Genomic DNA, 26,533 nt, shown 5'->3' with positions numbered 1-26,533 from the left:
AACCTTAGACGATATTCAGAAGCTCATCGAAGAGCTCGTTGATGGTCTGCATCACGCGGGCATTGGCCGCGTAGGCGTTTTCCAGCTGAACCATGAAGGCTAGTTCTGTATCCAGATCGACCGCATAGCTCTCTTCGTAGCGGATCGCGAGGTTCATGGTCAGCGTCTCTTTTGACTTTGCATAGGTCGCAGCGTCTTCAGCCTGGTTTCCCTGGTACGAAACTGTCTGATTGACGAAATCGATGACACTGCCCTGGAATGGGGTAGAGCCGCTACCGATGCCTGTGTCAGGATCGAAATAGGTCGATGACGATGTTAGGGCACTAGCGAGAAACTGGGCACGCGCCGGATCATTGGCAGTATTTGCAGTCGGGGTTGTCTGGTAATTGACCAGCAGTGCACTGTCGGCCAAGAGATCTGGATTGATCGCGATGCTGTTCGCGTAGGAGAGCCTTTGACCGCCATCTTCCAGCGCGTCGGTGAACTCAACAGGGGAATCCCGGCTATCGACAAAGATTGCCAGTCCAAGGCCTTGATCGCTATTGGCGGTCACAGTCACATTTGCATTCAGGCTTTCAACTGTGGTCGGACCTGTATTATCGCCAAGGACACGCAACTCGTCGGAACCGTTGTTGCTGACCAGCAAGCCTGTGCTGCCAAGTGCGGCGACGATGTTGGTGATGTAGGTCGACGGTGTTCCGCTTGAAATGTCTATCCCGAATACTGTGTCATTCGGATTGGCGGTTGCTGAATTGTCGAGCGGCAAAAGCGACGCATCTTCAACAGCAACCAATGTTACCGTTTGGGCGACACCGCCAGTGTCCGTGTACTCCAGGGTAATTGTATTGCCTGACTGAAGCGCAGAGACATCCAAATCAAAACCGCTGTCCAGGCCAACGGTGACGTCGCTACTCTCAACGGTCACGTTGGAAAATGCCAGAGACATTTCCGCGGCGATCGTGTCCAGCTGCGCCTGAGCCTCGACAAGTATGTCGTCACGCAGCTCCGCCGTCGCCACCATTGCGCCAGAGTTCGAGGCAGCGATCAGATCATACGACGTGCCGCCAGGTGTCGTTACCATTACCGTGTTGCCGGGTTCTCCCGGCCGCAGGATGTGGGACGGTGTGAAGCTCAGTGTGGAGGCCTGGTTGTCCGCATAAAGCTGCTGCCCATCAGCTGTCTGGATGAACAAGGTCTCGTTTGCGCCTTTGGAGACATTGACATCAAGATACCCTGAAAGCTGCTCGACCAGCCGATCCCGCTCGTCTTCCATGTCAGCGGTCGAAATGCCGGACTGATAGGCATCTCGAATAGCATCATCGATGTCTTCGATGCTCTTCAAAAGCCCGTTGACGGTGTCGGTCTGTGTTGAAAGTGCGTTGTCGGCTTCCTGACGCAGATCGTCAATGCGCTCGTATGAGCTGTTGAGTTGCCTTGCGAAGGAATCTGCAATCGACACAACATCATTCTGGGCCGCAAAATTTCCCGGATCATTGATCAGGACAGACAATGCGGAGGACAATTGTCCGGCAAGGGATGTCAGACTACTGCTGTCATTGATCGTACCGAAAATATCGTCGAGACGGTCTGTAAAGTCGTTGATTTGTTTTGCGTAGTTCGTATCCGACAAAGAATTGAAGTAGTCGGCTTGAACATATTCGTTCATGACGCGACGGACTTCCGTCGCATTCATACCAGCTACGTTGCCGAGCCCATCGAAATAAACCTCGGCTGAAATCGTTTTCTTGGAATACCCGGCTGTATCCGCGTTTGCGATGTTGGTTGCCGTTACATCCAACTGACGCTGATTGTATTGAATCCCGAAGACCGCGGTATTCATGGCACTCATCAGACCCATGGCGGCTTCTCCTTCGTAAAACGCTGCGACTTAGCCAGAAAAGCCGGCGGGCAGACCCGCCGGCGTTGATGGTCTTACCGGACCATGTTGAGCGCGCTGTCCAACATCTCGTCCGCGGACGTAACAATCCGCGAATTTGCCGAATAGGCCTGCTGAGTAACGATCAGCTTCGAGAATTCATCGGCAATGTCGGCATTGGAAAGTTCGAGTTTTTTGGCCAGGATCTGACCACCACCGGTCAAGTCCGCCTCGCCGGAGGACGTTGTGGCGGCAAAACCGGCACCGTCGACACGCCGAAGGTTCTGCTCAGCTTCGAAAGTCGCCAATGGGATTTCATAAACCGCGCGTTGCTGACTGTTGGAGTAACTGGCGATAACGCGGCCGGATTCGTCCACCGCAACGCCGGTCAGTTCACCGGCAGGATAGCCGTCCTGATCGAGGGACACAGAACTCGTCGTTCCATCGGGATCTGAATATTGCGTCAACGACCCATTAGCGAAGGAGAACTCAACATTCGCTGCAGTCGTTCCGCCGATATTGAGAGACGCAATTGTGAAGCCGTCGCTGGTACCGTTGACAGTGCCGATAGAGCCAGCTGTCATACCGTTCAGCTCACCTGTTGTATCGAAGGTGACATCACCTACGTCGTACCAGGCGTTGGTCGCATCGCCTCCGGAGCCGATATACATCGTCCACTCATCAAAGACCGGACCGGTTGAGTTGTAGTTCGCCGTTTTTGCATAGCGAACTTCGACATTCATCGCAGTACCATTTTCATTGTAAATGGTAATCGAACCGCCAGAAACGGAAGTATCGAGAAAGTCTTGCTCATCCGCCACAGCAATGTCACTGGTACCGACACCTGCATCCAAAAGGGCGGACGCATCAGTAGTGCCGTCATAGTCGGTCGTGTCCGGAATGCGCGGAAGGTTGGCTTGATATTCAACGGTGGTTGTCGCAGATGCCGAGAGCGGCTGATTCTCGATTCGGACAACTGTTGGATTGTCGCCAATGGCATTGCCAGTGTCCGGATCAAGCGGGAAACCCTGAAGGTAATAGCCTGACGCATTGATCAGATAACCTTCCTTATCCCGCTCGAAGTCGCCCGCGCGGGTGTAATAGGTCTCATCGGCAAAGGTTGTCGACCCATCGACAACATCCGATGCCTGCGTCACGACAAAGTAGCCTTCGCCGTTAATCGCCATGTAGGTGTCCACATCGACAGACGTGATATCGCCCTGCACTGTGTTGGTTGCGCGCGATGTGGCAAAGGTCGTACCGGAAACCTGCGCAGCCTGCGTGGCACCGCCACCGGACACAAGATCGGAGAAGGTAGTATCCAACCGCTTGAAACCGGTGGTCTGCGAGTTGGCAACATTACCGGAAATGTTTTCCAGTGCTGTTGCCTGCGCAGCCAGTCCGGAAACGGCTGAGTTGATAGCCCCATAAATACCCATATTCGGTCCTCTTGATAGCTCGGGCACTGCTGACGCGGGCTTGCGCCCATAATCCGCCACATACCCGCAAGGGACGTGCCAACTCACACACTTCAAGAAAAATATATATTTTCCAGTAATTTAACTCATTTCAATAGTGTAAGCGGCAGTCCATCACCCCGGCAAGGATCGGACAGGAAGGCAATTTCTTCCCCCCGCGATGGGCAAGTCTGTCCGCTTGAAGCCAGGCCCCATTGCATTCCTTTTGTGGGCTTGCGTCCTTCTCAACGTCCTGTCACTTTCGCCGGAAATTCAAGTTGAACGGACGACCAAATGCGCTTTGAGGGAACTGAAAACTACGTCGCGACCGAGGATCTGAGGATCGCAGTCAATGCTGCGATAGCACTTGAACGGCCACTCCTGGTCAAAGGTGAACCGGGAACCGGCAAGACCGTCCTCGCACAGCAGGTGGCGGCAAGTCTGAACACGCCCTTGATAGAATGGCACGTCAAATCGACGACCAAAGCTCAACAGGGGCTTTACGAATACGACGCAGTATCCCGATTGCGCGACAGTCAACTTGGGGACGAGCGGGTCAAGGACATCAAAAATTACATTCGAAGGGGCAAACTTTGGGATGCCTTTGAAGCGCCTGAAAGACCCGTGCTGTTGATTGACGAGGTCGACAAAGCAGATATCGAGTTCCCGAACGATTTGCTCCTCGAACTCGATCGGATGGAATTTCACGTCTACGAGACAGGCGAAACGGTTCGTGCCAGGCAGCGTCCGGTCGTGATCATCACTTCCAACAATGAAAAAGACCTGCCGGACGCCTTTCTTCGCCGGTGCTTTTTCCATTTCATCAAGTTCCCGGACGCCGAAACCATGACCGATATCGTCGAGGTTCATTTTCCAGGCATCAAGCAGCGCTTGCTATCGGAAGCCTTGCGTCTCTTTTATGATGTGCGGGACGTGCCGGGACTAAAGAAAAAGCCATCCACTTCGGAACTGATCGACTGGATCAAATTGCTGCTAAATGAAGACATTGATCCGGAAACCCTTCGTCAACAAGATAGCTCCAAACTGATACCACCGCTGCACGGCGCACTCTTGAAAAACGAACAGGACGTGCATCTATTCGAGCGTCTTGCCTTCATGGCACGGCGCGAACGATCCTAGGAGACTTTTTTGTCGAAACGGCATTCAGTCCTGCGTATGGTTTCGGGCCTGGCTCTGGCGATCGCTGTGACGCAAGGGTCGGCTGTGGCACAGGTTCCACCGGAAAAGGATGCCGGGTGGCAGAGTGATGTCAGTGGACTTCGTCATTTTACCGGGTTGCGTTGTCCTGACACGATCGGTGCGTTCTCGCGCATCAAAGTCATGGAAGGCGATGCCGTCAGTCAGGCAAGCTGCATCTACACGGGCCGCGATGGCATCACCGCTGTGTTGCGCAAACACACTCAAGGCACCGGGCGTCGCGAAGCCCTTACCTTTTCCAGAAGCTACAAGGCAGCAGGTTTTGAGCCAATCACGTTGAGCGGGGCAGCTTCCACCGGCATTTCATTCCGTACCCGCAACTGGACACCAACAAGTCTTTGCGAGACTTTGTGGTATTTTTCCGGGACAGACGCTGACTATACGCTCTGGCTTTCCTATACACTGCCGACTCAAGAAGCTGAAGTCGGACCGGCCATCGAAGTCTTCACAAGCGCATTGGCCGATCAGAACTGACGCACGGCACCAAACGGCAACCCAACAACTGGAAGCGTCATGCGGCTACTTCTTCTCAGACATGCAAAGTCGGACTGGGGCGACGACGATCTGGAAGATATTGATCGTCCACTAAACAGCCGCGGCAAGACTGCAGCCATGAAAATGGGTCGCTACCTTCAACAAAACGGCCTCCTGCCAAATCAGATTATGTGCTCAACGTCGCAGCGCACTCGAGAAACACTTTCACGCGTTCTGCAGTTTTTGCCGCAGGAAGCGCAGATCCACCTCATCTCGGATCTCTACCGGCAAAGCGAAGACGACTACACACCGCTGATACGCAAGTATGGCGGCAGAGCGCAAAACCTGATGGTCATCGGTCACAATCCAGCCACCGAGGATACAGCCCTCAGTTTGACAGGCACGGCAGCGCCGGAGGCTTTGGCTGATCTTGAAGAAAAATATCCGACCGCAGCGCTGTCTGTTCTGGACTTTGATATTGCGGACTGGTCAGAGTTGGGACCCAAAACCGGTCACCTGGAACGATTTGTCAAACCGAGAGACCTCAAGGACGAACCAGATTAGGGTGTCGTCTCAGACCCTTTTCCAACTGATTTCCCGTTGATCCGGCCCCTGCCCGCGCTTACATGAACGCGCTGGAGGCGATTTTGAACCCATTGACCACATTGACGGAGGAAACCCGTCTTACCTTGGCCAACCTGGCGGATGCTGCAACCGATCTTGCAGTACCAAGCGTAAGGCTCGGGGTGACCGGACTTGCCCGCTCGGGCAAAACAGTTTTCCTGACCGCTCTTGTCCACAATCTGGTCCACGGCGGCCGGCTTCCTGTCTTCAGCGCAGCTGCCGGACACAGGATGACCGGTGCCCGCCTGCAGCCGCAACCCGATGACGCAGTTCCACGCTTCGACTACGAAGCCCACGTGCGCGCCCTGGTCGATGATCGGGTCTGGCCGGATTCGACCCGGCAAGTTGCTGAGCTTCGGCTGACAATAGACTATGAGAGCGCGTCCTATTTCTATCGCAAGCTGGGTCCAGGTCGCCTGCATGTCGATTTGATCGACTATCCCGGTGAATGGCTGCTGGATCTGCCGCTGCTGAACAAGGATTACGCCACTTTTTCGGCAGAAGCCTTACAGCGCGCCCGCGCAACAAACCGCATTGAAATCGCGTCTCCTTTTCTGGAAGTCGTCGGCAAAATGTCACCCGACACGGAGGAAAACGAACCGGCAGCCCAGGAACTCTCTGCGGCATTCAAGAGTTACCTTGCCGGATGCAGAGCCGACACGCACGCTCTTTCCATGCTGCCGCCAGGACGCTTCCTCATGCCCGGCGATCTGGACGGCTCCCCAGCCCTGACCTTTGCACCATTGGACTTTCCCGCAGACGCCGGTGCAGCGCGGGCCGGCACGTTGCGTTCTATGATGGAGCGGCGTTATGAGGCCTACAAAGCCCATGTCGTTCGCCCCTTTTTCCGCAACCACTTCGCCCGACTGGATCGCCAGATCGTGCTTGTCGATGTTTTGAACGCCCTTAATGCCGGTCCCGACGCGGTGGCAGATCTAGAGGTCGCGCTCAGCGAAGTGCTTGGCGCTTTCAGGCCAGGCAAGCGAAGTTGGTTGTCGTCAATCCTAACGCGCCGCATCGACCGGATCTTGTTTGCCGCAACCAAAGCGGATCACCTTCACAGCTCAGACCACGACCGGCTCGAGGCAATTTTGAAGAGGCTGGTCTCAAGGGCTGAAGAAAAAGCCAGGTTTAAAGGCGCTGAAGTCGACGTCCTGGCCATGGCTGCAGTGCGCGCGACACGCGAAGCCACGGTCAAACACCGCGGCGAGGCATTGCCTGCTATTTTGGGAACACCCCTGCCTGGCGAGCGATTGAACGGAGACACCTATGACGGCAGAACCGAAATCGCGATGTTTCCCGGAGACTTACCCCAGGATCCTGAATCACTTTTTGACAAAGATGAATCACTGCATGAAGGGGTTCGACCAAACTTTCAATCTGCTCAAGCAGATCTTCAGTTTCTGAGATTCAGACCACCGGAACTGGACACAACGGCAGAGGGTCTCACCTTGTCGCTTCCGCATATTCGATTGGACCGTGCCCTGGAATTCCTGATCGGAGATCGACTCGCATGACCGGAACCCCTCCCCCTGCTGGACGTCGTCCGACAGCGTTTCGACTTGAGGACCGCAAGGTTCGCCTGACCGACGACGAAGACAAGATGCCTTCGGCTGACGAGGCACTCATTACCCAGGCCTTTCTGGAAGACGAGGAACCGCGCCTGCCACGGACTGCCAGCACACCCAAGTCCGGCTTCAAATTCGGCAAGTGGCTGATGATCGGGCTGTCCGGCCTCGTATCGCTGACAATCGGTCTGGCTGTCGATAGTCTGATCCGGGATCTTTTTGCCCGCACTGACTGGCTGGGATGGCTGGGCGTTGCACTCGCAACGCTTGCCGCACTCGGTTTGTTGGGGTTGGCTTTGCGTGAAGTCGCCGGACTGATGCGCCTTGGAAAAATCGACAAGTTGCGTGAAAGACTGTCCGAAGCTGCTGAAAACGACAATGCCAGCGCCGCGACAAGTGGACTGAAAGAACTCTTGGCTCTTTATCGCGACAGACCGGAAACGGCGCAGGGTCGCAAGGCTCTGGCCGGTCACATGCGTGAAGTGATCGATGGCCGGGACCTGATCAAACTTGCGGAGCGGGACCTCTTAGGTCCGCTCGACCTCGAAGCAAGGCGTATTGTGATGAACAGCGCCAAACGGGTGTCCATCGTCACGGCCGTCAGCCCACGCGCGCTGGTCGACCTCCTTGCAGTCCTTTTTGAAAATCTGAGAACCATACGCCGCCTCTCTGCACTTTATGGCGGACGCCCTGGAACACTCGGCTTCCTGCGCTTGGCAAGGCAGGTTCTCACGCACCTTGCGGTGACAGGAGGCATGGCGGCTGGCGACAGCCTGGCCTCGCAGGTTCTCGGTCACGGACTGGCCGCGCGCTTGTCCGCACGGCTCGGCGAAGGTGTCGTAAACGGGCTCCTGACTGCTCGCATCGGCATCGCGGCAATCGATGTCTGTAGACCTGCACCTTTCGTCTCCGGAACCGGACCTTCAATTTCCGACTTCATGGGTGAATTGGTGTCTCTGGCAAAAAAGGAAGACCCACAAGACACCAACTAGATTCCGCCCAAAGGTTGGCTCATAACCTCCCCCGTTGAAACAGTGTTGCCTGTCGGCCCTGTTGCGCATTGGCTCGACATGCCCCCGGTAGCCGGATAATTTCCTGAAATGTTCATCAATTTCTTTTCTGAGCTGAAAGCTGCCGGCGTTCCGGTTTCCTTGCGGGAATATCTCACGCTCATGGAAGCATTGGACAATGATCTTGCGGAAAAAAGCGTTGAAGACTTCTACTATCTGGCGCGCCTTTGCCTGGTGAAGGATGAAGGCAACCTGGATAAGTTTGATCGCGTTTTTGGACACGTCTTCAAAGGTCTTGATCTTCTGAGCGAGGTTCCCTCTGAAGACATTCCCGAAGAATGGCTCCGCCGCCTGGCAGAAAAGCACCTGAGCGAAGAAGAGAAAGCGCAGATCGAAGCCTTGGGTGGTTTCGACAAATTGATGGAAACTCTGCGCGAACGCCTGAAAGAGCAACAAAAGCGCCATCAGGGCGGAAACAAATGGATCGGCACCGCCGGCACGTCGCCCTTTGGCGCTTATGGTTACAATCCCGAAGGGGTGCGCATCGGTCAGCACGAAAGTCGGCACCGGCGTGCGGTCAAGGTCTGGGACAAGAGAGACTTCAAGGATCTGGATGACAACCAGCTCCTCGGCACACGAAACATTCAAGTCACCCTGAAACGCCTGCGCAATTTTGCAAGAACAGGCGCGGCAGATGAGCTTGATCTCGATGACACCATCCGGTCTACCGCACATAAAGGGCTTTTGGACATTAAGATGCGTCCGGAACGGCACAATGCAGTCAAAGTGCTTTTGTTCTTCGATATCGGCGGTTCGATGGACGACCACATCAGGGTTTGCGAAGAACTGTTTTCAGCGGCGCGGTCTGAATTCAAGGTCATGGAGCATTTCTATTTCCACAATTGCCTCTATGAATATGTCTGGAAAGAAAATCGCCGCCGCCACACGGAACGCATTCCAACCATGGATGTGCTGCACAAATATCCGGCCGACTACAAGATCATCTTTGTCGGCGATGCATCGATGAGCCCTTATGAAATTGCCTATCCGGGAGGGTCTGTCGAGCATTGGAATGAAGAAGCCGGGGCGACATGGATGCAGCGCGTGACAGGCCTCTACAAAAGTGCAGTGTGGTTGAACCCCGTGCGCGAAGAACATTGGACCTACACACATTCCATACAAATGCTGAACGAACTCATGGAAAGTCGCATGTTCCCGATGACCGTCGAGGGTCTCTCGGAGGCCATGAAGGAATTGGCGCGTTGATCACTGCGCCAAAAGCCTCACGAATTCCGCGTCGATGGATCAACAAATCCGCATCGTTTGCGCAAGTTCGAAATAGCGTCCTGCTCTTGCCCCCCAAAAATCCTTGACGGGTCTCATTGCCGGCGCACACACATAGTGCAGATCAGTGGAGTGAATTGCGTGACGGAAACGGACAGACAATCCACGAAAGCGACACAAGCCTCGCATGCCACGACAACCGGGATGGTGGGCGGCGGCTTCTATGATGAGAACTCAGCGCCTCAATGGCGTGCGATTGAAGCTGTCTTTCCACTCATCACAAATGCAATGGCAACTCTTGAAGTTGAAGGTGAAGGTGATGGGACGATCAGGCTTGCCGACTTCGGCTGCTCAGAAGGGCACAATTCCATTGCGGTCATGGCTGAAGCGCTCGATACCTTGTTGCCTCGCACACCACGTTCCATCCAGACGATCCACTCGGATCTGCCGACAAACGACTTTTCAAAGCTGCTCTTGAACATTCGCTCAGATGGCCGGAGCGTATTTGGCAGCGAAAAGGTCTTTTCCTGCGTTGTGGCGGGCTCCATGTATGACCAGCTGGTTCCCGATGGCTCTCTTCATCTGGCGACAACTTTCAATGCGATTGGCTTCCTCTCGCGCCGTCCCCTGTCACAGTTGCCTGATTACATTTTTCCAAATGGCCCAAGCGCCGTGCGGTCAAACGGGAAAGTTTCCGAAACCGATCACCAGACATTTGCCGAGCTTGCCAAACAGGACGTCGCCAGTTTCTTAAAAGTCCGTGCTCGTGAGTTGGTTCCCGGCGGCAAACTGATCGCTCAGGTCTTTGGACGTGACAGTGATGCGAGCACCAGCGACGGTATCTATGACTTGCTCAATGACGCGGTTCTGGCTTTCGTTGAAAACGGTGAAATCTCAAGAGATGCCTATGCGCGTTATTACCAGCCCGTTTACATGAGGTCGCTGGAAGAATTGACCACTCCTGCAACCGATCCCTCATACGCGGTTTCAGACTTGTTCAAGCTCGAACAAAGCATGTCCTATGAAGTGCCGGTTCCATTCAACGAAGCGTTTCAGCGAAACGGCAATCTGACAGAGTACGCAGCGCAATACGTCGATTTCTTTCGCGCATTTACCGAAGCCGTTTTAAGAAATGCCCTGCCTGACAGCCCCGGACGGGACAAGCTCGTTAACAAGGTTTACACCAAGGCGCTGGAGTTGCTGATGGCGAACCCGGACGCATATCCGTTCCGCTACATTGGGGTTGCCATGCTGCTGACCCGGAAAGCTTAGGCAGCATTTTCCTTGTGTGCGACATCGCCTTGTTTTTTTGCAACGGTCTCCTGGTCTTGTGCAGCATCTTCCCTCAGGAGCTCAAGATCGTCTTCCGTTTCATCAAAATCAGATCTGGCAACCGTGACACGGTTCCGGCCATTGTCCTTGGAAAGGTACAAAGCATCATCTGCGGACTTCATAAGATCCTGAGGCATGCGCCCATGGTTTGGATACCCCGCAACACCGCATGAAACCGTGATTTTCGGCAGGCTTTTTTCGCCGTAACGCACCACGATTTTTTCAATAGCAACCCGGACCATTTCGGCAACGTCTTCGGCGTGAGACAGGGATGTCTCGGGAAGAAGAACCATGAATTCCTCACCGCCCAAACGGCACGGCATTTGTTCGCCATCACAGACTTCTTCCAACGTCGATCCAACCGCACGCAACACCATGTCACCTGCATCGTGACCATAGTTGTCGTTGAATTTCTTGAAGTGATCGACGTCAATCGAAACCAGTGAGATCGGTTGTCCATTGTGCTGAGAGCGTTCAAGCCCTGATCTCAACACATCAATGAAATGCCGCCTGTTGAAGAGGCCTGTCAAAGGATCTCTTATCGACTTGTTGTGAAGTTCATCGCGCATGCGCGTATTCGCGATTGCAAGACTCACTTGCTCTGCGGCCATCTGGGCAAGTTTACGCTGAGATAGAAAGTCCTCATCGCTAGCGCCAGCAGCCGGAGAAAGATGCATCAAACCAACGGTTTCTCCATGTGCCAGGATCGGCAAGCAGAGATACACATCGTCTTCAAGATCTGGAGCGACGTGGCTACAGCGGAAACTGACTTCGTTGTCGCCGTAGATATAGGGCCTGCCACGACGCAGTCCCCAGCAGGAGTTGGGGCGAATATGCGCTTCCAGGATACCGCCATTCCAGGTACAGGCTCCGTCCAGCACATCGCGCGAGTTTGAGTAAACATAGACGGCGCCCGCACTGCTCGGCAGCAATTTGGTCATGAACAGGCTGACCATTTCAAACAGCTCGTCCAGCGAGCTGCTCGACTGCAGCCATTCGTTCAGCTCGGACAAAAGGCGAATTTCCCGCGTCAGCTCCGCCTGTCTTTCAATCTCAATGCGTTCCTGTTCCTTGACTCTGATCAGATGCGCCTTGAAAGCCTTGAAAGCGCGGCCGATATCCCCGATTTCATCATTCCGGTCCACGGGCAATTCAGCGTCAAAGTCATTTCTGGAAAGTCGGCGAAGGGCATTCACGACTTCAAGCAAAGGTACACCGATTGCCCACCGTCCTAGCCACATTGCCAACAGGACGGAAAATCCGGCCGCGCCCAACGAAATCAGAATCGTGAAACGTATGGCATTCTGCTCGTGCTTAGCCGCCGCTTTTGCTGCGCTTTCGGCAAGCGCCTGCACGCGGAACAAAAGTTGTTCCAGTTCCATATTGAACTTGGAATGAGTTCCGCTCACCTGCTGCAGCAGTTTCTCCGCTTCAAGGCTGTTACCTCGTTTGGACTTGCTCAGTATTTTGGAAATCGCAACGGAGTAGTCTTCATGCTCTTGACTGATCGCTCTGATGGTTTTCAGAACGGTCTGAAATTCCGTGACCTGTGCCTCTGTGCTCGCAAGTGAAATGCCTTGCTCGGCAATTTCGGCAACGTCGGCGAATTCGCTGGTTATCTTCCCACCCAGGTAGAGGAGCCTGGCTTCTGTCTGGGCCCGTTCCTCTTCGCTTCCGACTTCCCGGCCTTCGATGCCGATCAAACTCATTCTCATCAGACGTTCGACAAGAATTGTCTGCTCAAGCCTGTGGGCCGTAACGTGACCGATTGCATCCGTCAGCGGAACCTCGGCTTCTGCGATGAACTCAATTTCCTGGCCGATTTTCCGGATTTGATAGACCCCAACACCCGACGCGGCGACAACAAACCCGACACAGATCGCGACAATACCCAACAATTTGGCGGTGATTGAATAACGAAAAGCCGAACGCATGCGCATCTTTAACTCCATATAAGCGCGCGGAGCTTTACTTAAAGTTGTTAAAATTGACTTATGTAACGCTGAAAAGGAAGGTGACAATTTTACCTAAAATTTCAAAACCATCGAAATCATCATTAACAATTTATTTCTGAGTACTACACAGCAAAAGTAATTTCCTCATCCTCGACAAGTATGAAGGAAAGACCTGTCCAACGAAGAATGCGCCGCCTCTCGCATCGAGAGCGGCGCACTCCGGGTCATCATCATTAAGCTGGTGTCGGGTCGTCAGCTGCTGCGCAAAACCAGCACCGAACATGGCGCATGACGGACGATGTGTGCTGCGTTGGAACCGATGAAGTATGTTGACAAGCCAGGCTTGTGCGACGTCATCAAAATGAGATCGCAGTCCGACTTCGTCGCCTCTTCAATCACCTCATGATAGACGGACCCCATTCGAACCATCAGGTCGATTGTTCCTTCCGGGACATCCAGTTTCGAACCGATCTGCTCAAGTACCGTTGCAGTTTCCTTGAATTCTCTCTCCTGCCAGCCATCCGGGAGCTGACTGGCAACAAAGCTCTGCACTTCCGGACAGACCGCCATCAAATGGATCTTGGAACCATAGTCGCGCGCCATTTGTGCAGCTTTTGCAAGCGCTTGCTCTGCAAATGCGGGTTCGCCGGGATCGACGGGAACGAGGATTTTCTTGAACATGGCAAGTCTCCCTGAAGAGTGGTGTTGCCATACTCTTGGCGTTCCATGGCACAATTCGCCATGAGGCAGATCAATCCCCTGAAAGGTCCCCAAAATAGCGGCCCGGCGTTACCCCGAAAGCTTTCTTGAATGTTGAAACGAATGCACTCGGCCCTTCATAGCCGAGTTTATGCGAAACATCTGAGACGCTGCGCCCTGCAGCAAGCAGTTCGAGCGCTCTGAACAGCTTCACCTGACGGCACCAGGTCCGGTAATTCAAACCGGTCTCTGTCTTGATCCGCCTTTCAAAAGAGCGAACGGATGTGGCGCAACGGCCGGCGGCTTCTTCAAGCGAAGGAATATGCGCCGGGCAACGGACCACCGCCTCACACAAATCCCGAAGCCTTGCGTCCTGCGGCATCGGCAACTGCAAGGGGGCGGCCGGCAGCATCTTGAGTTGATCCAAAATCACCGCTGCCAGTCGGCCCGCCGGACCGCCTTCGGTTTCAGATCTCGGGTAGGACATGAACTCCAAAATCAAGGCTCTGAGCAGCGTGGTCACCTGTATCACCTGAGGTGTGGTCGGCAGATCTCTTGCGTAATCAAGTTGAACATAAACATACCGTATCTCGGTCTCGGTGAGGTATCTCGTCTGATGCTCCACACGTGGAGGCAACCAGACCGCACGCTCTGGAGGCGCAAAGAACGTGCCCATCTCGGTGTCGATTGCAATCGATCCCTTGACCACGTGAAACAATTGCGCGCTGTCGTGCGAATGCCAGCCATTGTGACCTATGCCGGCGGGGGCGCTGTTGGCATAACCAATGAGCGGACCCGAAACAGCTCCTACCGGAAACTCTGACAACTCCGGATGAATGGCCATGTACGATCTCCAATCAGTCGGTGAGCTTCAAGAATGCGCTGCCCGAACACGTCTTGACACCTCATTTCCTTGTGGTTGAGGCAGTCGTGAAGCTTGTTTCATGCGGCAGTTTTGGCAACTCGGAAACATATCATGACAAAACAGCGCTAACACGCAGTTTCTTTTTGAAGTTAGAAGCAAGTCACTTCGCTGATGGACAGTTTCTCCTCGACGGTTTCTGAATGACCTATTTCACGCAAAATGCCCACCCAAATGAAATCACGGGTTGGCGCTCTCCTGTTGTCTTGTTGATGATCATGGCCGGGGCCATGCAGCTTTCCTTTGCTGCCTGGTGGAACCTGATGAACAATTTTGCGGTCAATGAGCTGGACTTCTCTGGCCGCGAGATCGGAATTCAGCAATCCATCCGCGAGATCCCGGGCTTCCTGAGTTTTTTGGCCGTTTATCTGCTCTTCGTCATGCGCGAACAAACACTTGCCTATGTATCCTTGCTTTTGCTCGGGTTCGGGGTTGCCATAACCGGCTATTTCCCAACAGCGATGGGCTTTTACATAACCACGCTGATCATGTCGATCGGCTTCCATTATTACGAGACGATGGCACAGTCGCTGTCTCTGCAGTGGCTGCCCAAGGCCACGGCAGCAGCAAGCCTGGGCAAGATAATCTCAGTCGGTGCGTTTGCTCAGCTAATCGCCTATGGCCTGATCTTCATTGCGTGGAAGACATTCGATCTGTCGTTTGCGACCGTCTTCGCAATAGCGGGTGGATTGACCCTTGTTGTGCTTGCTTTTCTGGTGATGGCCTACCCGCACTTCCGGGAAGGCGTGCCGCAGCACAAGAAGCTTATTCTGAGAAAAAGGTATTGGCTCTACTACGCCCTCACCTTCATGGCCGGTGCCCGCCGGCAGATTTTTACCGTCTTTGCCGGTTTCCTCATGGTCGAACGTTTCGGCTATGACGTCCACGAAGTGGCTGCTCTGTTTCTGCTCAATGGCGCATTCAACATGGTTCTGGCCCCGAAGATCGGCAAGCTGATTGTACGTTTTGGAGAGCGAAAGGCGCTGATTCTGGAATATATCGGTCTGATCGGGGTCTTTGTCTGCTACGCCTTCGTGACCAACGCGACACTGGCGGCAAGCCTCTACGTGATCGACCATGCGTTCTTTGCGATTGCGATCGCGATCAAGACCTATTTCCAGAAGATCGGTGATCCGGCGGATATTGCCCCGACCGCCGGTGTTGCCTTCACCATCAACCACATTGCAGCGGTGTTCATACCGGTGCTGTTCGGTTTCATCTGGCTCATTTCGCCAGCAGCCGTTTTCCTGGCCGGTGCCGCAATGGCTGCAATCAGCCTGTTCCTGGCCACGATGATCCCGAGCAATCCGGATGAAGGCAATGAGGTCGATTTCTGGTTTCGCAAGCAATCAGCCCAGCCGGCCGAATAACGCACCTGGGACAAGCTGACACAAACAGCGAGTTCGAGGCTGCGTCTATCGCGGCCCCGTGACCCGAAAATCGTCAATCAAACACTGAAAACAGATCGCGCGAAGACGAACGATCAGGCCTGCCGTTCAGGGACATGGACAACCAGTCCGTCCAGCTCTGCAGACACCTGGATCTGGCAGGAAAGGCGCGAAGTCGGCTTCACGTCATACGCAAAGTCCAGCATGTCTTCTTCCATCGGCTCCGGAGAACCGGTCTTTGAAGACCAGGCATCATCGACATAAACGTGGCAGGTTGCGCAGGCGCACGCGCCACCGCACTCGGCCTCGATGCCCTGCACCATATTCTTGATAGCGTTTTCCATCACCGTGGAGCCTTCGGCGGCTTCAACTTCGGTCCGGTTTCCGTCTGCGGTGATAAAAGTGATCTTTGGCATATGTCGCGTCCAAGCCCTAGATTGCGGTTCCAGCTGCCCCGAAATAAAGCTTCCGTGCAAAAGGTCAAGGACCATGCAGACCTCAGAGGTGTGCATGCGACGAAATCGACCGCTTGGATCGTGCTCAGCGCTTGGCGGGCTCCCGCCTACCCTTCCAGCAGATCCCTGATGTACTTGTTGGCCTCGTCCACCGCTGCAACAAGACCTTCAGTGGCTGCATCCTTTGTCGATTGCATCTTGCCCTCAAGGTTCTCGCAAACGGTGGCCACGCGGTCTGCGCCGATCGCACGGGCGGATCCTTTAAGGGTATGCACAAGGTCGAGCCGAACCGACTTGTCCGTTTCCTGAGCGAGCCGTTCCAGCGTGGAACATGACTGTGACTTGAAAAGGTGCAGAACCTGGACTTCCAGATCACGGTTTCCAAGGGTGTTGGTCGCCAGCTGCACCAGATCGATGGGTGCTTCCGGTGCGACCCGGCCGGCAACGCGGGCCATGGATGAAGGGGCCATGAGGGGTGCTCCAAAATACTCAATACCTGCCTGACGGCACCCGGCCGCAAGCAATTTCTGGTAATGAGCGTGCCCTCCAAGCCGCAAACACCGGGTTAAATCAGCTCGTCAAAGGCGCAGAAGCGGCTGATGTCCCCAAAAAATTGAAATCTTGGTTAACGCAGTTTCAGTCAGCTCTTAAAGAGAGATTAAAAAAGTCCTTGCAATTCCGTCATTTCCCCGAAGTTGCAATTTCCTGAAATCAGGTTTCGCCGTTAACTTTTTCCCTTTTTTTGACTTGCGGAAAGCACATCAATCGCGGCAGGCGTCAGCTTGCAAACGAGCCAGTCAGGCTTGATTGGGTTGGAAAACCAAGGCTCTGCCCAGCCTGCCTCTATGCAGGCACGGATGGTGCGGGCTGGAATTTCCCGCCCGTTATCGTCGAAGAGCGGCAGCTTGCCACCCGGTTGCGAAAGGCCTTTTTTCAACCAACGCTTTTGGGGAGCCGTCAGATTACCCGCTTTAAGCGAAGCGGAAACTGCTCCTTTTTCAGTGTCTTTCGACACTCTGACCTGCTTCGATTCCGGCATTCAAACTGCCCCCTAAGTGACTCACGCTATTGCCGTTTCTTGTTCGTTAGGAGAGATTGTGCCATTACAGTAACTGATGCGGCAAGATGGGGAGTGAACCGTCGAACGGAAAGTTCGCGGTCGGTCAGCGGCGGCCCTCCTCTAAGAACAGATTTTGTGGCGTTGCATTCTGTGCAACAGCCCCAGAAGCGACGCATCCGGTAGGTACTGTTTGGAGCTGCTTTTGCAGCTTCGCTGAAATACCGGTGTGTAATGAGTACGGACGTGAGGCGATCCTAAATGGCAAATCCGACAAAGGCGAAAGATCCGGCGGAAGCGGCACTGTCTGCGGTTGAAGAAGCCCTGAAACTCGATTTCGGTGGCCCTGAAGCCGGGACTGCGGAAGCGGCACCTGAGGCGAGCGCAGCAGCTGATGCAGAGCCAGCGCGCAGTCAGCAGGCGGACAACCGGTCATCCCAGCGCGAGGAGCGCCAGTCCCGCAGGCGTGGTCGCGGCGGACGACCGCCGGCAGCCAATGACGATCGTCGGAACATCGGCAGTCTTATCTATGCACTTCAGCGCCGCCCCTCTTCGGCACCGTTCTGGGGCGCTCTCGCCCTGAGTGCCGTCTGGGCAGCGCTCGGCGGCAGTCTCTTCATGACCGCCTTTTCCGACAAGGTCTCTTCGCTCACTGATCCGCAGGTACTCACGTCTTCACCGGAAGTCATCCTGGCCATCGTCGGAATTGTCGTCCCCATTATCTTCTTCTTTGTCATGGCCATGATGATCTGGCGCGCGCAGGAAATGCGCATCGTTGCCCGTGGCATGACCGAAGTCGCCTTGCGCCTTGCTGAACCAGAAGACATGGCGAAGGAATCCATTCTCAGTGTCGGCCAGGCCATCCGCCGCGAAGTAGCGGCCATGGGCGACGGCATCGAAAGGGCGATTGCCCGCGCGAGCGAGCTGGAAGTCCTCGTGCACAACGAGGTTTCCTCACTCGAGCGCTCTTACAATGACAATGAGCTAAAAATCCGCGGCCTGATCGAGGAACTGGTCAGCCAGCGCGAATCCATCGTCATGAATGCCGAGCGCGTTCGTGAAACCATTGCCGGAGCGCATGAGAAATTCTCCTCACAGCTGTCCGACACATCCGGTGAACTGGGAACAACGGTCGATCAGGCCACTCAACGCCTGACTGACGCAGTCAACAATCGCGTGGAAGAGCTTACCGCGACCGTCGACTCGCGCATTGAATCTCTTGGTGCAACCCTGAATGCCTCCGGCAACGAACTGGTCGACAGCCTGACAGTGCGCGCAGAAGACTATGTTGCCCGCCTGTCCACTACCGGCAATGAACTGGTCGACAACTTGGCCGAAACCGGCTCCACAATGTGGGAAACGCTCTCGACACGTGGCAACGAAGTCAACGACCGGTTTGCCGATACCGCAAATACGTTTGTTGAGACACTTTCCGCCCGCAGCACCGAAATCAACGACACGATGACCACGTCCAGCACGTCGGTGATCGACACGTTGAGCAGCAAGGCGGACGAGTTCCGGCTTACTCTGGAAACAACCGGCAATTCCGTCGGCGAAGTGATCACCCAACGCGGTGAAGAGATCAACGCAAACCTGTCCCTGACGTCAGGACGCCTGATCGACACAATCACCTCCCGCACTGAAGAGCTGGTGTCCACGGTCGACACACGCGTCAACACGCTCGATCAGTCTCTCGCGGAGACGGGAACCCGGGTCGTCGACAGCATTTCCGAAAAAGGTCAGGCAGTCACCGATACCATTTCCATCCGGGGCGCTGAAATCGTCGAAACGTTGTCCAGCCGCTCAACCGAGGTTGCTGAAATCCTGCGCGGGACAGGCGAAAGCATTGTGGTCGATCTGTCGTTGCGCGGCGGTGAGATTGCATCCAAGCTGGATGAAACGGCCGGTTCTCTCACCCAGACCATTTCCGTTCGCGGTGGTGAACTGGCGGAGAAGCTCGATACGATTTCCGAGCGGATCTACACCGCAATTTCGATCAATGGCGCTGAGCTTGATGAGCGTTTGACCGCTCGCAGCAACGAAATGGCGACCATGCTCGAGCAGCAGACGGTCGGTTTCCGCGACACGCTGGAAGGCGTCTCCACTCAGTTTGCTGCAAGCCTCGGCGAACAGACTGGTAACCTGACACACAAACTGGCTGAAACCGGCACACAGCTGGCTGAACTCATCGGCAGCCGCGGCGACCGCGTGGCAGGTGATATCAACCAGATCAGCGGCAAGATCGCAGAAACACTGGAAGTACGCGGACTGGCACTAGAAGAAGGCCTTTCAACACGGCTTACCGAACTGGAATCCATCGTCACCGACAAGGGCGGTCAACTGGTCGACGCGTTCGATACCAAGACGCTTCTTTTGTCCGAAGCGCTCGATTCACGCCTGTCCACACTCGATACGACGTTCGCATCGCGCATCGACACGATGGACGCATCGCTCGGCAATCGCCTCACCGCGATGGACACCTCTCTCGACCAGCGTTTCTCAACCATGGACGCAACGCTCACCGACCGCATCAGCACCATGGATGCATCGTTGGAACAGCGCGTCGGATCTCTGGACAGTTCGCTTAGCGAGCGTATCGCCACGATGGACTCTTCGCTAGGCAGCCATATCAACACGTTGGACCTGACGCTGGATCAGCGCACAGCTGCCTTTGAAGCAACCCTCGAAGCCCGCACCCAGATCCTGTCCGACGCCATCGAGAACCGGACGACCGGGATCAGCGAAGCGCTGGAAGAAAAGACCCGCAACATCACCGACGTTCTGGCGGACCGCTCCGATGCAATCACGTTGCAACTCGGTCAGCGGATCGAATCTGCCGGCAATACGCTTGCCGACCGCGCCGAGGAAATCGGTCAGAACCTGTCGACACGTGTTGATGGTGCCGCGACAGCAATGGCCGACAAGGCAGAGCTCATTTCGGCTTCAATGACCAGCGGCACCGATCGTATCGATGAAACTCTGGATGCACGTGCGCGTCAGATTTCCGAAACGCTTATTTCCCGCACCAAGGAAATCGCCCAGGCCTTTGTGGAAGGTCAGGACGAAATGACGTCGGCGCTCGACAACAGACTTGCTGAAGCCGGCAACGTCCTTGGCAAGCAGAGTGAACAACTGACTGAGTCCCTTTCTGAGCGCATTGCGGAAATCAACGTTTCGCTTGGTGCCAAGGTGTTCGAAGTTGCTGAAACACTCGACAGCCGCGCAACGCAGCTGGAGACACTCCTCAACGAACGCCTGGAGAGCATCTCCGGCACACTCACCGGAGAAAGTGAGCGTGCACGGGATATCCTGACGGCCGTGATCTCCGAAGCTGGCGCAACCCTGTCCACTGAGAGCACCCGTCTGCGCGATGTGGTTCAGGAAGCAGTCACAGCTGCTGTTCAGACCCTTGCCGACGAGCGCACGAAAACCGTTGAGATTGTTGACGGCGCCTTGAACCAGGCGACTGAGAAGCTCACCGGCGAAGGCGATCGCATGCGTCAGATCGTTCTGGGCTCCGTTGGCGAAGCGCGCGGTGTGCTGGCCGGCGAGAGCCAAAAGGCAGCTGATGCGGTTACAGCAGCAATGCAGCAGGCGACCGGGGCAATGTCCGGCGAAAGCGGCAAGATCCGCGAGCTGGTTTTGGCCGCAGTTACCGATGCAGCACGGGCCATGGGCGCCGAGAGCGAAAAAGCCCGCACGCTCTATGCCGGCACGCTGGCCGAATTCACAGGATCCCTCACCGGCGAAAGCGAGAAGGTTCGCGGCGAACTGTCCGGTCTGATTGCTGAAATCTCCGGCAACCTTTCGGCGGAAAGCGAACAGGCACGCCTGACCCTGGCAAAGACACTGGAAGAAATCCGTGGCCAGATGTCGAACGAAGCTGGCATGGTCCGCGCCCGCGTCAACAGCGCGGTTGCGGAAGCCGCCGATCTTCTGGTTGGCCGTGGAAACGAAGTGGCAAACGAGCTGCTGAGCAAGGCCACCAGCTTGAACGAGGCGTTTGGTGCACGTTCCGGCGAGTTGGCCAAGATTGTTGGCGCGGATGGCAACGAGTTGATCAACGCGATCGAAACCCGTGCCAACGACCTCACTGGCCGTCTCTCGGAAGTCCACAACGCCATCCTTGAGGCCATCACCGTCAAGGGTCGCGATGTCACTGACACATTTGCCCACACTGGCCTCGACGCGACCCGGTCGCTCGTCGAAGCAGGCGACCGGATTGTTGCCAGCATCAACGAGCGCAGCGATCAGGCCACGACGCTGCTTACCGACACAAAGCGCAGGCTGGAAGCGGATGTGACCGAGATCCTCAACAAGATCGAGGACTCCAACTCCAACCTCCAGACAATCGTCAGTGTCGCTGGCGAGAACCTGACGGAAGTGGAAGGCAATCTGGCACGTCGTGCAGGCGAGTTCCGCTCCGCCGTCGATCGCGCCGTGCAGGAAACCAACTCCACAACATCGCTGATCGGCGAACAGGTTTCCAATCTGCGGGATGTCACAGACACGACCCTTGCCGATATCCGGAACCTGACCGGCCGCTTTACCGACCAGTCAGAAGAACTGACCAAGGCTGCACGTCATCTGGAAGACACAAACAGCTCCGTGGAGAGCCGTGTTTCCGAACGTCGCACAGCCATAGAGGATGTTGCCGACACGTTGCTGGCAAAAACGGAGGCGGTCGATACGCTGATGCGGTCCTTCACGCAGACGCTGTCGGAAACGCTTGAGTCAGCTGACGACAAGGCCCGCGATGCGGCCAACATGCTCGGTGCAGCAGCAGAAGCTGCATCCAAACAGGTTGCCGAGCAGTTTGAATCGATGCGCCTGACGGCAGGTATGGAAGGCCAGAAGGCAAGAGACGCCATCCGGTCGGCTCAGGATGACATCATCTCTGAGATGACCCGCACCGTCAGCGACGCTTCCGAACGCTTCAACGATGCTGCCGGCCGCATGCGTGACGTTGCACGCGAAGTGCATCACGAGCTGGAAGCAACGCGCAGCGAACTCAAACAGGGCGTTCTTAATCTGCCGGATGAAGCGGAAGAGTCTTCTGCAGCCCTCCGCAAGGTGGTCAACGAGCAGATTCGCGCCCTGACCGAGCTTTCGGAAATTGTGGCAAAACAGTCCAATGCTCTGGATATCTCTAAGCCCCAAGCTCAGGTAGCAACGGCGAGTGCGGCCCCCGCCCCGCAACCGGCTCCACAGCCAGCTCCGCAAGCTGCCCCGGCAAGCTTTGCTCCGGTAGCGCCTGCAAGCGAGCAGCGCCCGCAGCAAACACGCCCGGCCGAGCCACGCCGTCAAAAACCGGCCCCGGCTGCCAGTGGCGGATCAAGCGGCAAAGGATGGGTTGCGGATCTCTTGCGCCGTGCCTCGAGTGACGACGATGCCGGCTCTGACACAGACATGAGCCGGACACCGCTGCAAACTGTTGAAAGTCTCAACTCGCTTTCCGTCGACATTGCACGTGCAATTGACCACGAGACATTCATTGACTTGTGGAACCGCTATCGCGCTGGTGAAAGGCACGTGTTTACACGCCGCCTCTACACCCTTCAGGGCCAGCAGACCTTCGACGAAATTCGTCAGAAGTATTCCCGCGACCCTGAATTCCGGACTGCAGTAGAGCGCTATGTTGCGGATTTCGAACAATTGCTGGCTCAGGTTTCCCGCAACGACCGTGACAACATGCTAGGCCAGACATACCTGACCTCCGACACCGGCAAGGTCTATACAATGCTGGCACATGCAAGCGGTCGTCTCGACTGATCAACTTGTAGCCTCGAATATCACGAAAGGGCGGCCAGTGGCCGCCCTTTTTCTATGAGCCCGTATGGCAACAAAATCAGTTCGCCAAGCGCTGATAAGCACCGGATGTCGCTGTTCAATCAATCAGGCGATGGGACCTTCGGACGGGTCTGAAAGATTGCTCTTGATCCGATCAATCACTCGCAGGAAGTCTGCAATGTCCTGATCGGTCAAACCAGCAAGCATCTGTCTCTCGACGGCTTTGAGTTTCGGAGCGAGATCCTGAAAGACCTCCCTGCCTGAAAAGGAAAGCTCAAGCAGAAAACTTCGGCCATCGGCAGCATTGGTTTCACGTGTCAGAAAACCGCGTTCTTCCATGCGTTTGACAGCTCGACTTACAACGACTTTGTCCATACTGGAGCGCGTCACGATTTCTGTTGCCTGCAAGCCAGTCGTCGCGGAACTGAGGATCGCCATAATCCGCCACTCAGCGGGCATCATGCCATAGTCCCGCTGGTAAATTGCTGCCAGCGCTCTTGTGACATCGGCATAAAAAACACGCACCTGATAGGGAAAGAAACTCTCCAGATCGAACTCTGAAGATTGCTGATGATCTTTGCAGGGACCTTTCGTCAGGCTGCCTTCTTTGTCAGCGTCAGTTTCGCGTGACCTTTTCATTGCTGTCCACTAAGCCGGGTTGTTTTCTTCGGTCATATTACAGGCGGCTTAGTTACATCTGCAACTTGATCGCTTGTAGATGACACAGGCTTCTGGCTGCGAAGGCGTGAGCTTGTTCGCTGAAGCGGAATATCGAGAACTGAAAACCCTCGTCACACGTTGCGAAGCGTCCAGGCAGCCATCTCTGCAAAAACGCGATCGGCTGACGAGTTCATGGCTTCAACAGCCTTGTCGACCGAAGTGCTGCCAGACGGGGTCTCCGCGCGGAAAACCTTGGTCGCGACAGTACGTCCATTGCGATCGTTCACCACCCGGGCCGAAATCTCCACAACACCGCGATTGGCACCTTCGACCTTGAGTTCAAATGCCCTGATTTCCGTCTGCAGTTGGTAGTCGATCAACAGACCATCGCCGGGCAACCCGACGCCTCGCAGACGGCCGGTATTCTGGAGCGTCTCCACCAGTTTCAACTGGACCACATTGGGCAAGGTGTCAGCCCATGCGCTGTTCGGGAAATAGCTGTAGATCGGTCCCTTGTCGACAACCGCTATATAACTTGTATCGAGCGCCTTCAGCGCTCTGGGAGCAGCCACAAGCACCTGAACCCTGCTCGAGCGGCCAGCCGAACCACCGACATCAGCAGCCTCGATGCTGTAAAACGCTGAAGGCGCAGAGCTTGTACAACCGGACACAAGCACACCAAGCCCGAGCGCGCCAAGTACGCGCCTACGGCTTATGTCTGTGGTTGCCTTTGTCATTTACCCCGCCTTCTTTATCTTTTTGTCAGCGCCGCCGGCCACCTGAGTAGGTCGGCACATCCTCGCCGCCAAAGATCACCCTGTTGGGACTGCGCTCAAAGCTTTCTGCTGCTCGTTGAATGGAAACCAGCGTCCGGTTGAGCTGCGCCAGTGCGGAGGCAAAGTCGGTTGAACCCTGGGTGGCGAATTTTGAAAGACCGCCCGCGATGGAATCAGCCCGGCTTTCAAACGCCACGGCCACTTTCCGGATGGCCTGCGCTGCAAGCGTTGCTTCCTTGATGAGGCCTTCACCATCGCCGTCCACCATTGTCGACACTTTCTCAACCAGGCTTTCCACCCGAACTGACGTTGAGTTCAAAGTCGCCGTCATCTGTTTGGCATCGGTGATGATCTGGTCAACATCAGGCGTGCGCTTGGAAAGGTTGGCGGTCATCTGTTCGACATTGTCCGCAGCCTGACGAGCACTCTCCAGGATCGCCGGTATCCCGTCTTCCTGATTGGCCAGACCGGCGGCGGTCGTCTCGACGGACCCGACGATGTTGGCGATTTTTTCAGGATCCACTGCAATCAGCAATTCGTTTGCAGTTTCAAGCGTCGTGGAAAAGCGCTCTGCAGCAGCCTGCACATCGGTGATCAATGCAGCAATCCGGTCATCCTGACCACGTACAGTCGCAGAGACGGCTTCAAAATTCTGAACCGTTGACTTGGTGGAAGCGATGATCTCGTTGATCTGGCTCTGCTGATTGTTGAAATTGTCGATCACGCTGGCCACACCGTCGACAGCGTTTTCAACCGTTTCCGGGTCAACGCTTGCCAGGATTTCATCAACACGCACCAAAGACGCATTCATGCCTTCGGTGAAGGAACTCACGGAATTGACGACCTCTTCAATCTGGAGCGGGTCAATAGCAGCGGCAATCTCGACACCGCGTGTCATGATGGCATCCACTTTCACCACCACGTCGCGTCCGCCTTCGATGATTTCCTTGATGGCACCATCCTGCTTTTGAATGGTTTCGACGATTGCGTTGACATTGTGCATCGTCTCGCTGGTCGAGACGATCAGCTTTTCAATGTCCCCGGTGCGCTTTTCAAGCACTTCGCCAAGTGCGGCCGCGCCCTTCATGACCTTCTCGACTTCTTCCGGCTTGACGGCCTCGACAACCTTGTGGACCTGATCCAGGCCTTCGTTCAGCTTTTTTGTGAAGTTTTCCAGTTCCTGGGCCGCTCCCTGGGCGTCGGCCATCAACAGGTCAATATCCTTGCTGGCTTTGCCGAGGCTGGCGGAAAACTCCGTGAGGTCGTCAACAATGGCCGTAACCTTGTCGGACGGCACGGCGGCCAACAACCGTTCTCCCTGGTCAACCAGCCCTTCCATGCGACCGGCGAGACTTGAGAAGGCATCGGATGCTTTTCCGATACTGGCCATGAAATCCTTCACGCCGTCGGAATTGGCTGCCAGTGCCGCTGAAAATGTCTCGGCGTTCGTGATGATTTCGGTTATCGCCGGGCGGTTTTCTTTCAACAGGTCGTCGATGGTTTTCATCGTCGAGTCCGCACGTTTCAAAACGTCGCGGGCACCATCGACGATGTCATCGAAGAAGGAGCGCTCGGCATAAATCACCGGAACCTGCTCGCTTTCCTGATTGAGCAGCAATGGCGAAGAACTCGACCCACCGCTCAAGTCGACATATGCAACACCGGTAAGACCCGTGAAATTCAACGTCGCCTTGGTGTCTTCGTGCAGCGGAGTATTCGGGTTGATACGGACAGTGGCGACGACCTTTGTTGGGTCGCCCGGTGCAAAATCGAGGGATTTGACGTCACCGACCTTGATGCCGTTGAAAAGCACCTGACCACCGACAGGCAATCCTGTCACGGGACCGGGATAAACAATCTTCAACTCAACATTCTGTCTGGATTCAGCAGTTACGGCGAGCCAGTACACGAAGCCGAACGCACCGATCAGGGTGGCCACCATGAAGGCACCGATCAGGATGTAGTTCGCGCGGGTTTCCATTCAGTTC

At 55.4% G+C, this 26,533-nt stretch carries 21 protein-coding genes; 10 read left to right on the top strand and 11 right to left on the bottom strand.

Annotated elements, in window-relative coordinates; all coding sequences use genetic code 11:
- Nucleotides 1-4: 4 nt before the first annotated feature.
- Entirely contained in the window at nt 5-1,858 is a 1,854-nt protein-coding gene (gene flgK, locus FIV00_RS11975) for a flagellar hook-associated protein FlgK (RefSeq protein WP_152500960.1), read from the bottom strand.
- Nucleotides 1,859-1,932: 74 nt separating this feature from the next.
- On the bottom strand, nt 1,933-3,315 hold the full coding sequence (locus FIV00_RS11970) for a flagellar hook protein FlgE (RefSeq protein ID WP_152500959.1): 1,383 nt from the start codon (nt 3,313-3,315) through the stop codon (nt 1,933-1,935).
- Nucleotides 3,316-3,627: 312 nt separating this feature from the next.
- Between FIV00_RS11970 and FIV00_RS11965 the strand changes: the two genes are divergently transcribed.
- The 7 genes from FIV00_RS11965 to FIV00_RS11935 all read left to right on the top strand — a co-directional run bounded on the left by FIV00_RS11965 (nt 3,628) and on the right by FIV00_RS11935 (nt 10,783).
- Complete coding sequence (locus tag FIV00_RS11965; RefSeq protein ID WP_152500958.1) at nt 3,628-4,473, top strand: MoxR family ATPase; 846 nt, start codon at nt 3,628-3,630, stop codon at nt 4,471-4,473.
- Between the two features lie 9 nt (nt 4,474-4,482).
- Complete coding sequence (locus FIV00_RS11960; protein WP_209006898.1) at nt 4,483-5,025, top strand: hypothetical protein; 543 nt, start codon at nt 4,483-4,485, stop codon at nt 5,023-5,025.
- Nucleotides 5,026-5,064: 39 nt separating this feature from the next.
- Nucleotides 5,065-5,589, top strand: a complete 525-nt coding sequence (locus FIV00_RS11955) for a histidine phosphatase family protein (RefSeq protein ID WP_152500957.1) — start codon at nt 5,065-5,067, stop codon at nt 5,587-5,589.
- A gap of 83 nt (nt 5,590-5,672) precedes the next feature.
- Nucleotides 5,673-7,166, top strand: coding sequence for a YcjX family protein (locus tag FIV00_RS11950; protein WP_152500956.1), 1,494 nt, complete (start codon nt 5,673-5,675; stop codon nt 7,164-7,166).
- The gene (locus FIV00_RS11945) at nt 7,163-8,209 is read left to right on the top strand and encodes a YcjF family protein (protein WP_152500955.1); all 1,047 of its coding nucleotides are present in this window, start codon (nt 7,163-7,165) and stop codon (nt 8,207-8,209) included. The genes FIV00_RS11950 and FIV00_RS11945 overlap by 4 nt, the downstream gene beginning before the upstream one ends.
- A gap of 108 nt (nt 8,210-8,317) precedes the next feature.
- The gene (locus tag FIV00_RS11940; RefSeq protein WP_152500954.1) at nt 8,318-9,493 is read left to right on the top strand and encodes a VWA domain-containing protein; all 1,176 of its coding nucleotides are present in this window, start codon (nt 8,318-8,320) and stop codon (nt 9,491-9,493) included.
- 159 nt (nt 9,494-9,652) lie between these two features.
- Nucleotides 9,653-10,783, top strand: a complete 1,131-nt coding sequence (locus FIV00_RS11935; RefSeq protein WP_152500953.1) for a hypothetical protein — start codon at nt 9,653-9,655, stop codon at nt 10,781-10,783.
- On the opposite strand, the gene FIV00_RS11930 is transcribed toward FIV00_RS11935, so the two are convergent.
- The 3 genes from FIV00_RS11930 to FIV00_RS11920 all read right to left on the bottom strand — a co-directional run bounded on the left by FIV00_RS11930 (nt 10,780) and on the right by FIV00_RS11920 (nt 14,341).
- Nucleotides 10,780-12,783 (bottom strand): diguanylate cyclase, encoded by a 2,004-nt coding sequence (locus tag FIV00_RS11930; RefSeq protein WP_209006897.1) that lies wholly within the window; start codon nt 12,781-12,783, stop codon nt 10,780-10,782. The genes FIV00_RS11935 and FIV00_RS11930 overlap by 4 nt on opposite strands.
- Nucleotides 12,784-13,050: 267 nt before the next feature.
- Nucleotides 13,051-13,479 (bottom strand): universal stress protein, encoded by a 429-nt coding sequence (locus FIV00_RS11925; RefSeq protein WP_152500952.1) that lies wholly within the window; start codon nt 13,477-13,479, stop codon nt 13,051-13,053.
- Nucleotides 13,480-13,549: 70 nt separating this feature from the next.
- Complete coding sequence (locus FIV00_RS11920; protein WP_152500951.1) at nt 13,550-14,341, bottom strand: helix-turn-helix domain-containing protein; 792 nt, start codon at nt 14,339-14,341, stop codon at nt 13,550-13,552.
- A 221-nt stretch (nt 14,342-14,562) separates the two neighbouring features.
- Here FIV00_RS11920 and FIV00_RS11915 point away from each other — a divergent pair, with 221 nt between their 5' ends.
- Nucleotides 14,563-15,789 (top strand): MFS transporter, encoded by a 1,227-nt coding sequence (locus tag FIV00_RS11915; RefSeq protein WP_152500950.1) that lies wholly within the window; start codon nt 14,563-14,565, stop codon nt 15,787-15,789.
- A 113-nt stretch (nt 15,790-15,902) separates the two neighbouring features.
- On the opposite strand, the gene FIV00_RS11910 is transcribed toward FIV00_RS11915, so the two are convergent.
- On the bottom strand, nt 15,903-16,223 hold the full coding sequence (locus FIV00_RS11910) for a 2Fe-2S iron-sulfur cluster-binding protein (protein ID WP_152500949.1): 321 nt from the start codon (nt 16,221-16,223) through the stop codon (nt 15,903-15,905).
- 146 nt (nt 16,224-16,369) lie between these two features.
- Complete coding sequence (locus FIV00_RS11905) at nt 16,370-16,732, bottom strand: Hpt domain-containing protein (RefSeq protein WP_209006896.1); 363 nt, start codon at nt 16,730-16,732, stop codon at nt 16,370-16,372.
- A 5-nt stretch (nt 16,733-16,737) separates the two neighbouring features.
- Here FIV00_RS11905 and FIV00_RS11900 point away from each other — a divergent pair, with 5 nt between their 5' ends.
- Nucleotides 16,738-16,971 carry a hypothetical protein gene (locus FIV00_RS11900; RefSeq protein WP_152500948.1) on the top strand — a complete coding sequence of 78 codons (234 nt, stop codon included), beginning with the start codon at nt 16,738-16,740 and terminating at the stop codon, nt 16,969-16,971.
- Between the two features lie 15 nt (nt 16,972-16,986).
- On the opposite strand, the gene FIV00_RS11895 is transcribed toward FIV00_RS11900, so the two are convergent.
- Nucleotides 16,987-17,301 (bottom strand): hypothetical protein, encoded by a 315-nt coding sequence (locus FIV00_RS11895; protein WP_152500947.1) that lies wholly within the window; start codon nt 17,299-17,301, stop codon nt 16,987-16,989.
- A gap of 279 nt (nt 17,302-17,580) precedes the next feature.
- On the opposite strand from FIV00_RS11895, the gene FIV00_RS11890 reads away from it, so the two are divergent.
- Nucleotides 17,581-23,091 carry an antitoxin gene (locus FIV00_RS11890; RefSeq protein WP_152500946.1) on the top strand — a complete coding sequence of 1,837 codons (5,511 nt, stop codon included), beginning with the start codon at nt 17,581-17,583 and terminating at the stop codon, nt 23,089-23,091.
- A 123-nt stretch (nt 23,092-23,214) separates the two neighbouring features.
- Here the strand turns inward: FIV00_RS11890 and FIV00_RS11885 are convergent, their stop codons facing one another.
- The 3 genes from FIV00_RS11885 to FIV00_RS11875 all read right to left on the bottom strand — a co-directional run bounded on the left by FIV00_RS11885 (nt 23,215) and on the right by FIV00_RS11875 (nt 26,526).
- Nucleotides 23,215-23,748, bottom strand: coding sequence for a MarR family winged helix-turn-helix transcriptional regulator (locus FIV00_RS11885; RefSeq protein WP_152500945.1), 534 nt, complete (start codon nt 23,746-23,748; stop codon nt 23,215-23,217).
- Nucleotides 23,749-23,900: 152 nt separating this feature from the next.
- Nucleotides 23,901-24,506, bottom strand: coding sequence for an ABC-type transport auxiliary lipoprotein family protein (locus FIV00_RS11880; protein WP_152500944.1), 606 nt, complete (start codon nt 24,504-24,506; stop codon nt 23,901-23,903).
- Nucleotides 24,507-24,531: 25 nt separating this feature from the next.
- Nucleotides 24,532-26,526, bottom strand: coding sequence for an MlaD family protein (locus FIV00_RS11875; RefSeq protein ID WP_152500943.1), 1,995 nt, complete (start codon nt 26,524-26,526; stop codon nt 24,532-24,534).
- Nucleotides 26,527-26,533 lie beyond the last annotated feature (7 nt).

The organism is Labrenzia sp. THAF82 (genome assembly GCF_009363435.1).
Taxonomy (GTDB): domain Bacteria; phylum Pseudomonadota; class Alphaproteobacteria; order Rhizobiales; family Stappiaceae; genus Roseibium; species Roseibium porphyridii.
The sequence above is the reverse complement of the archived record's forward strand: the minus strand, read 5'-3'. Positions and strand labels throughout refer to the sequence as shown.

Coding starts and splice junctions, on each gene's coding strand:
- flgK (WP_152500960.1), bottom strand. CDS start 1,858: ATGGGTCTGATGAGTGCCATGAATACCGCGGTCTTCGGGATTCAATAC.
- FIV00_RS11970 (WP_152500959.1), bottom strand. CDS start 3,315: ATGGGTATTTATGGGGCTATCAACTCAGCCGTTTCCGGACTGGCTGCG.
- FIV00_RS11965 (WP_152500958.1), top strand. CDS start 3,628: ATGCGCTTTGAGGGAACTGAAAACTACGTCGCGACCGAGGATCTGAGG.
- FIV00_RS11955 (WP_152500957.1), top strand. CDS start 5,065: ATGCGGCTACTTCTTCTCAGACATGCAAAGTCGGACTGGGGCGACGAC.
- FIV00_RS11945 (WP_152500955.1), top strand. CDS start 7,163: ATGACCGGAACCCCTCCCCCTGCTGGACGTCGTCCGACAGCGTTTCGA.
- FIV00_RS11940 (WP_152500954.1), top strand. CDS start 8,318: ATGTTCATCAATTTCTTTTCTGAGCTGAAAGCTGCCGGCGTTCCGGTT.
- FIV00_RS11930 (WP_209006897.1), bottom strand. CDS start 12,783: ATGCGCATGCGTTCGGCTTTTCGTTATTCAATCACCGCCAAATTGTTG.
- FIV00_RS11925 (WP_152500952.1), bottom strand. CDS start 13,479: ATGTTCAAGAAAATCCTCGTTCCCGTCGATCCCGGCGAACCCGCATTT.
- FIV00_RS11920 (WP_152500951.1), bottom strand. CDS start 14,341: ATGGCCATTCATCCGGAGTTGTCAGAGTTTCCGGTAGGAGCTGTTTCG.
- FIV00_RS11915 (WP_152500950.1), top strand. CDS start 14,563: ATGACCTATTTCACGCAAAATGCCCACCCAAATGAAATCACGGGTTGG.
- FIV00_RS11910 (WP_152500949.1), bottom strand. CDS start 16,223: ATGCCAAAGATCACTTTTATCACCGCAGACGGAAACCGGACCGAAGTT.
- FIV00_RS11905 (WP_209006896.1), bottom strand. CDS start 16,732: ATGGCCCCTTCATCCATGGCCCGCGTTGCCGGCCGGGTCGCACCGGAA.
- FIV00_RS11895 (WP_152500947.1), bottom strand. CDS start 17,301: ATGCCGGAATCGAAGCAGGTCAGAGTGTCGAAAGACACTGAAAAAGGA.
- FIV00_RS11890 (WP_152500946.1), top strand. CDS start 17,581: ATGGCAAATCCGACAAAGGCGAAAGATCCGGCGGAAGCGGCACTGTCT.
- FIV00_RS11885 (WP_152500945.1), bottom strand. CDS start 23,748: ATGAAAAGGTCACGCGAAACTGACGCTGACAAAGAAGGCAGCCTGACG.
- FIV00_RS11880 (WP_152500944.1), bottom strand. CDS start 24,506: ATGACAAAGGCAACCACAGACATAAGCCGTAGGCGCGTACTTGGCGCG.
- FIV00_RS11875 (WP_152500943.1), bottom strand. CDS start 26,526: ATGGAAACCCGCGCGAACTACATCCTGATCGGTGCCTTCATGGTGGCC.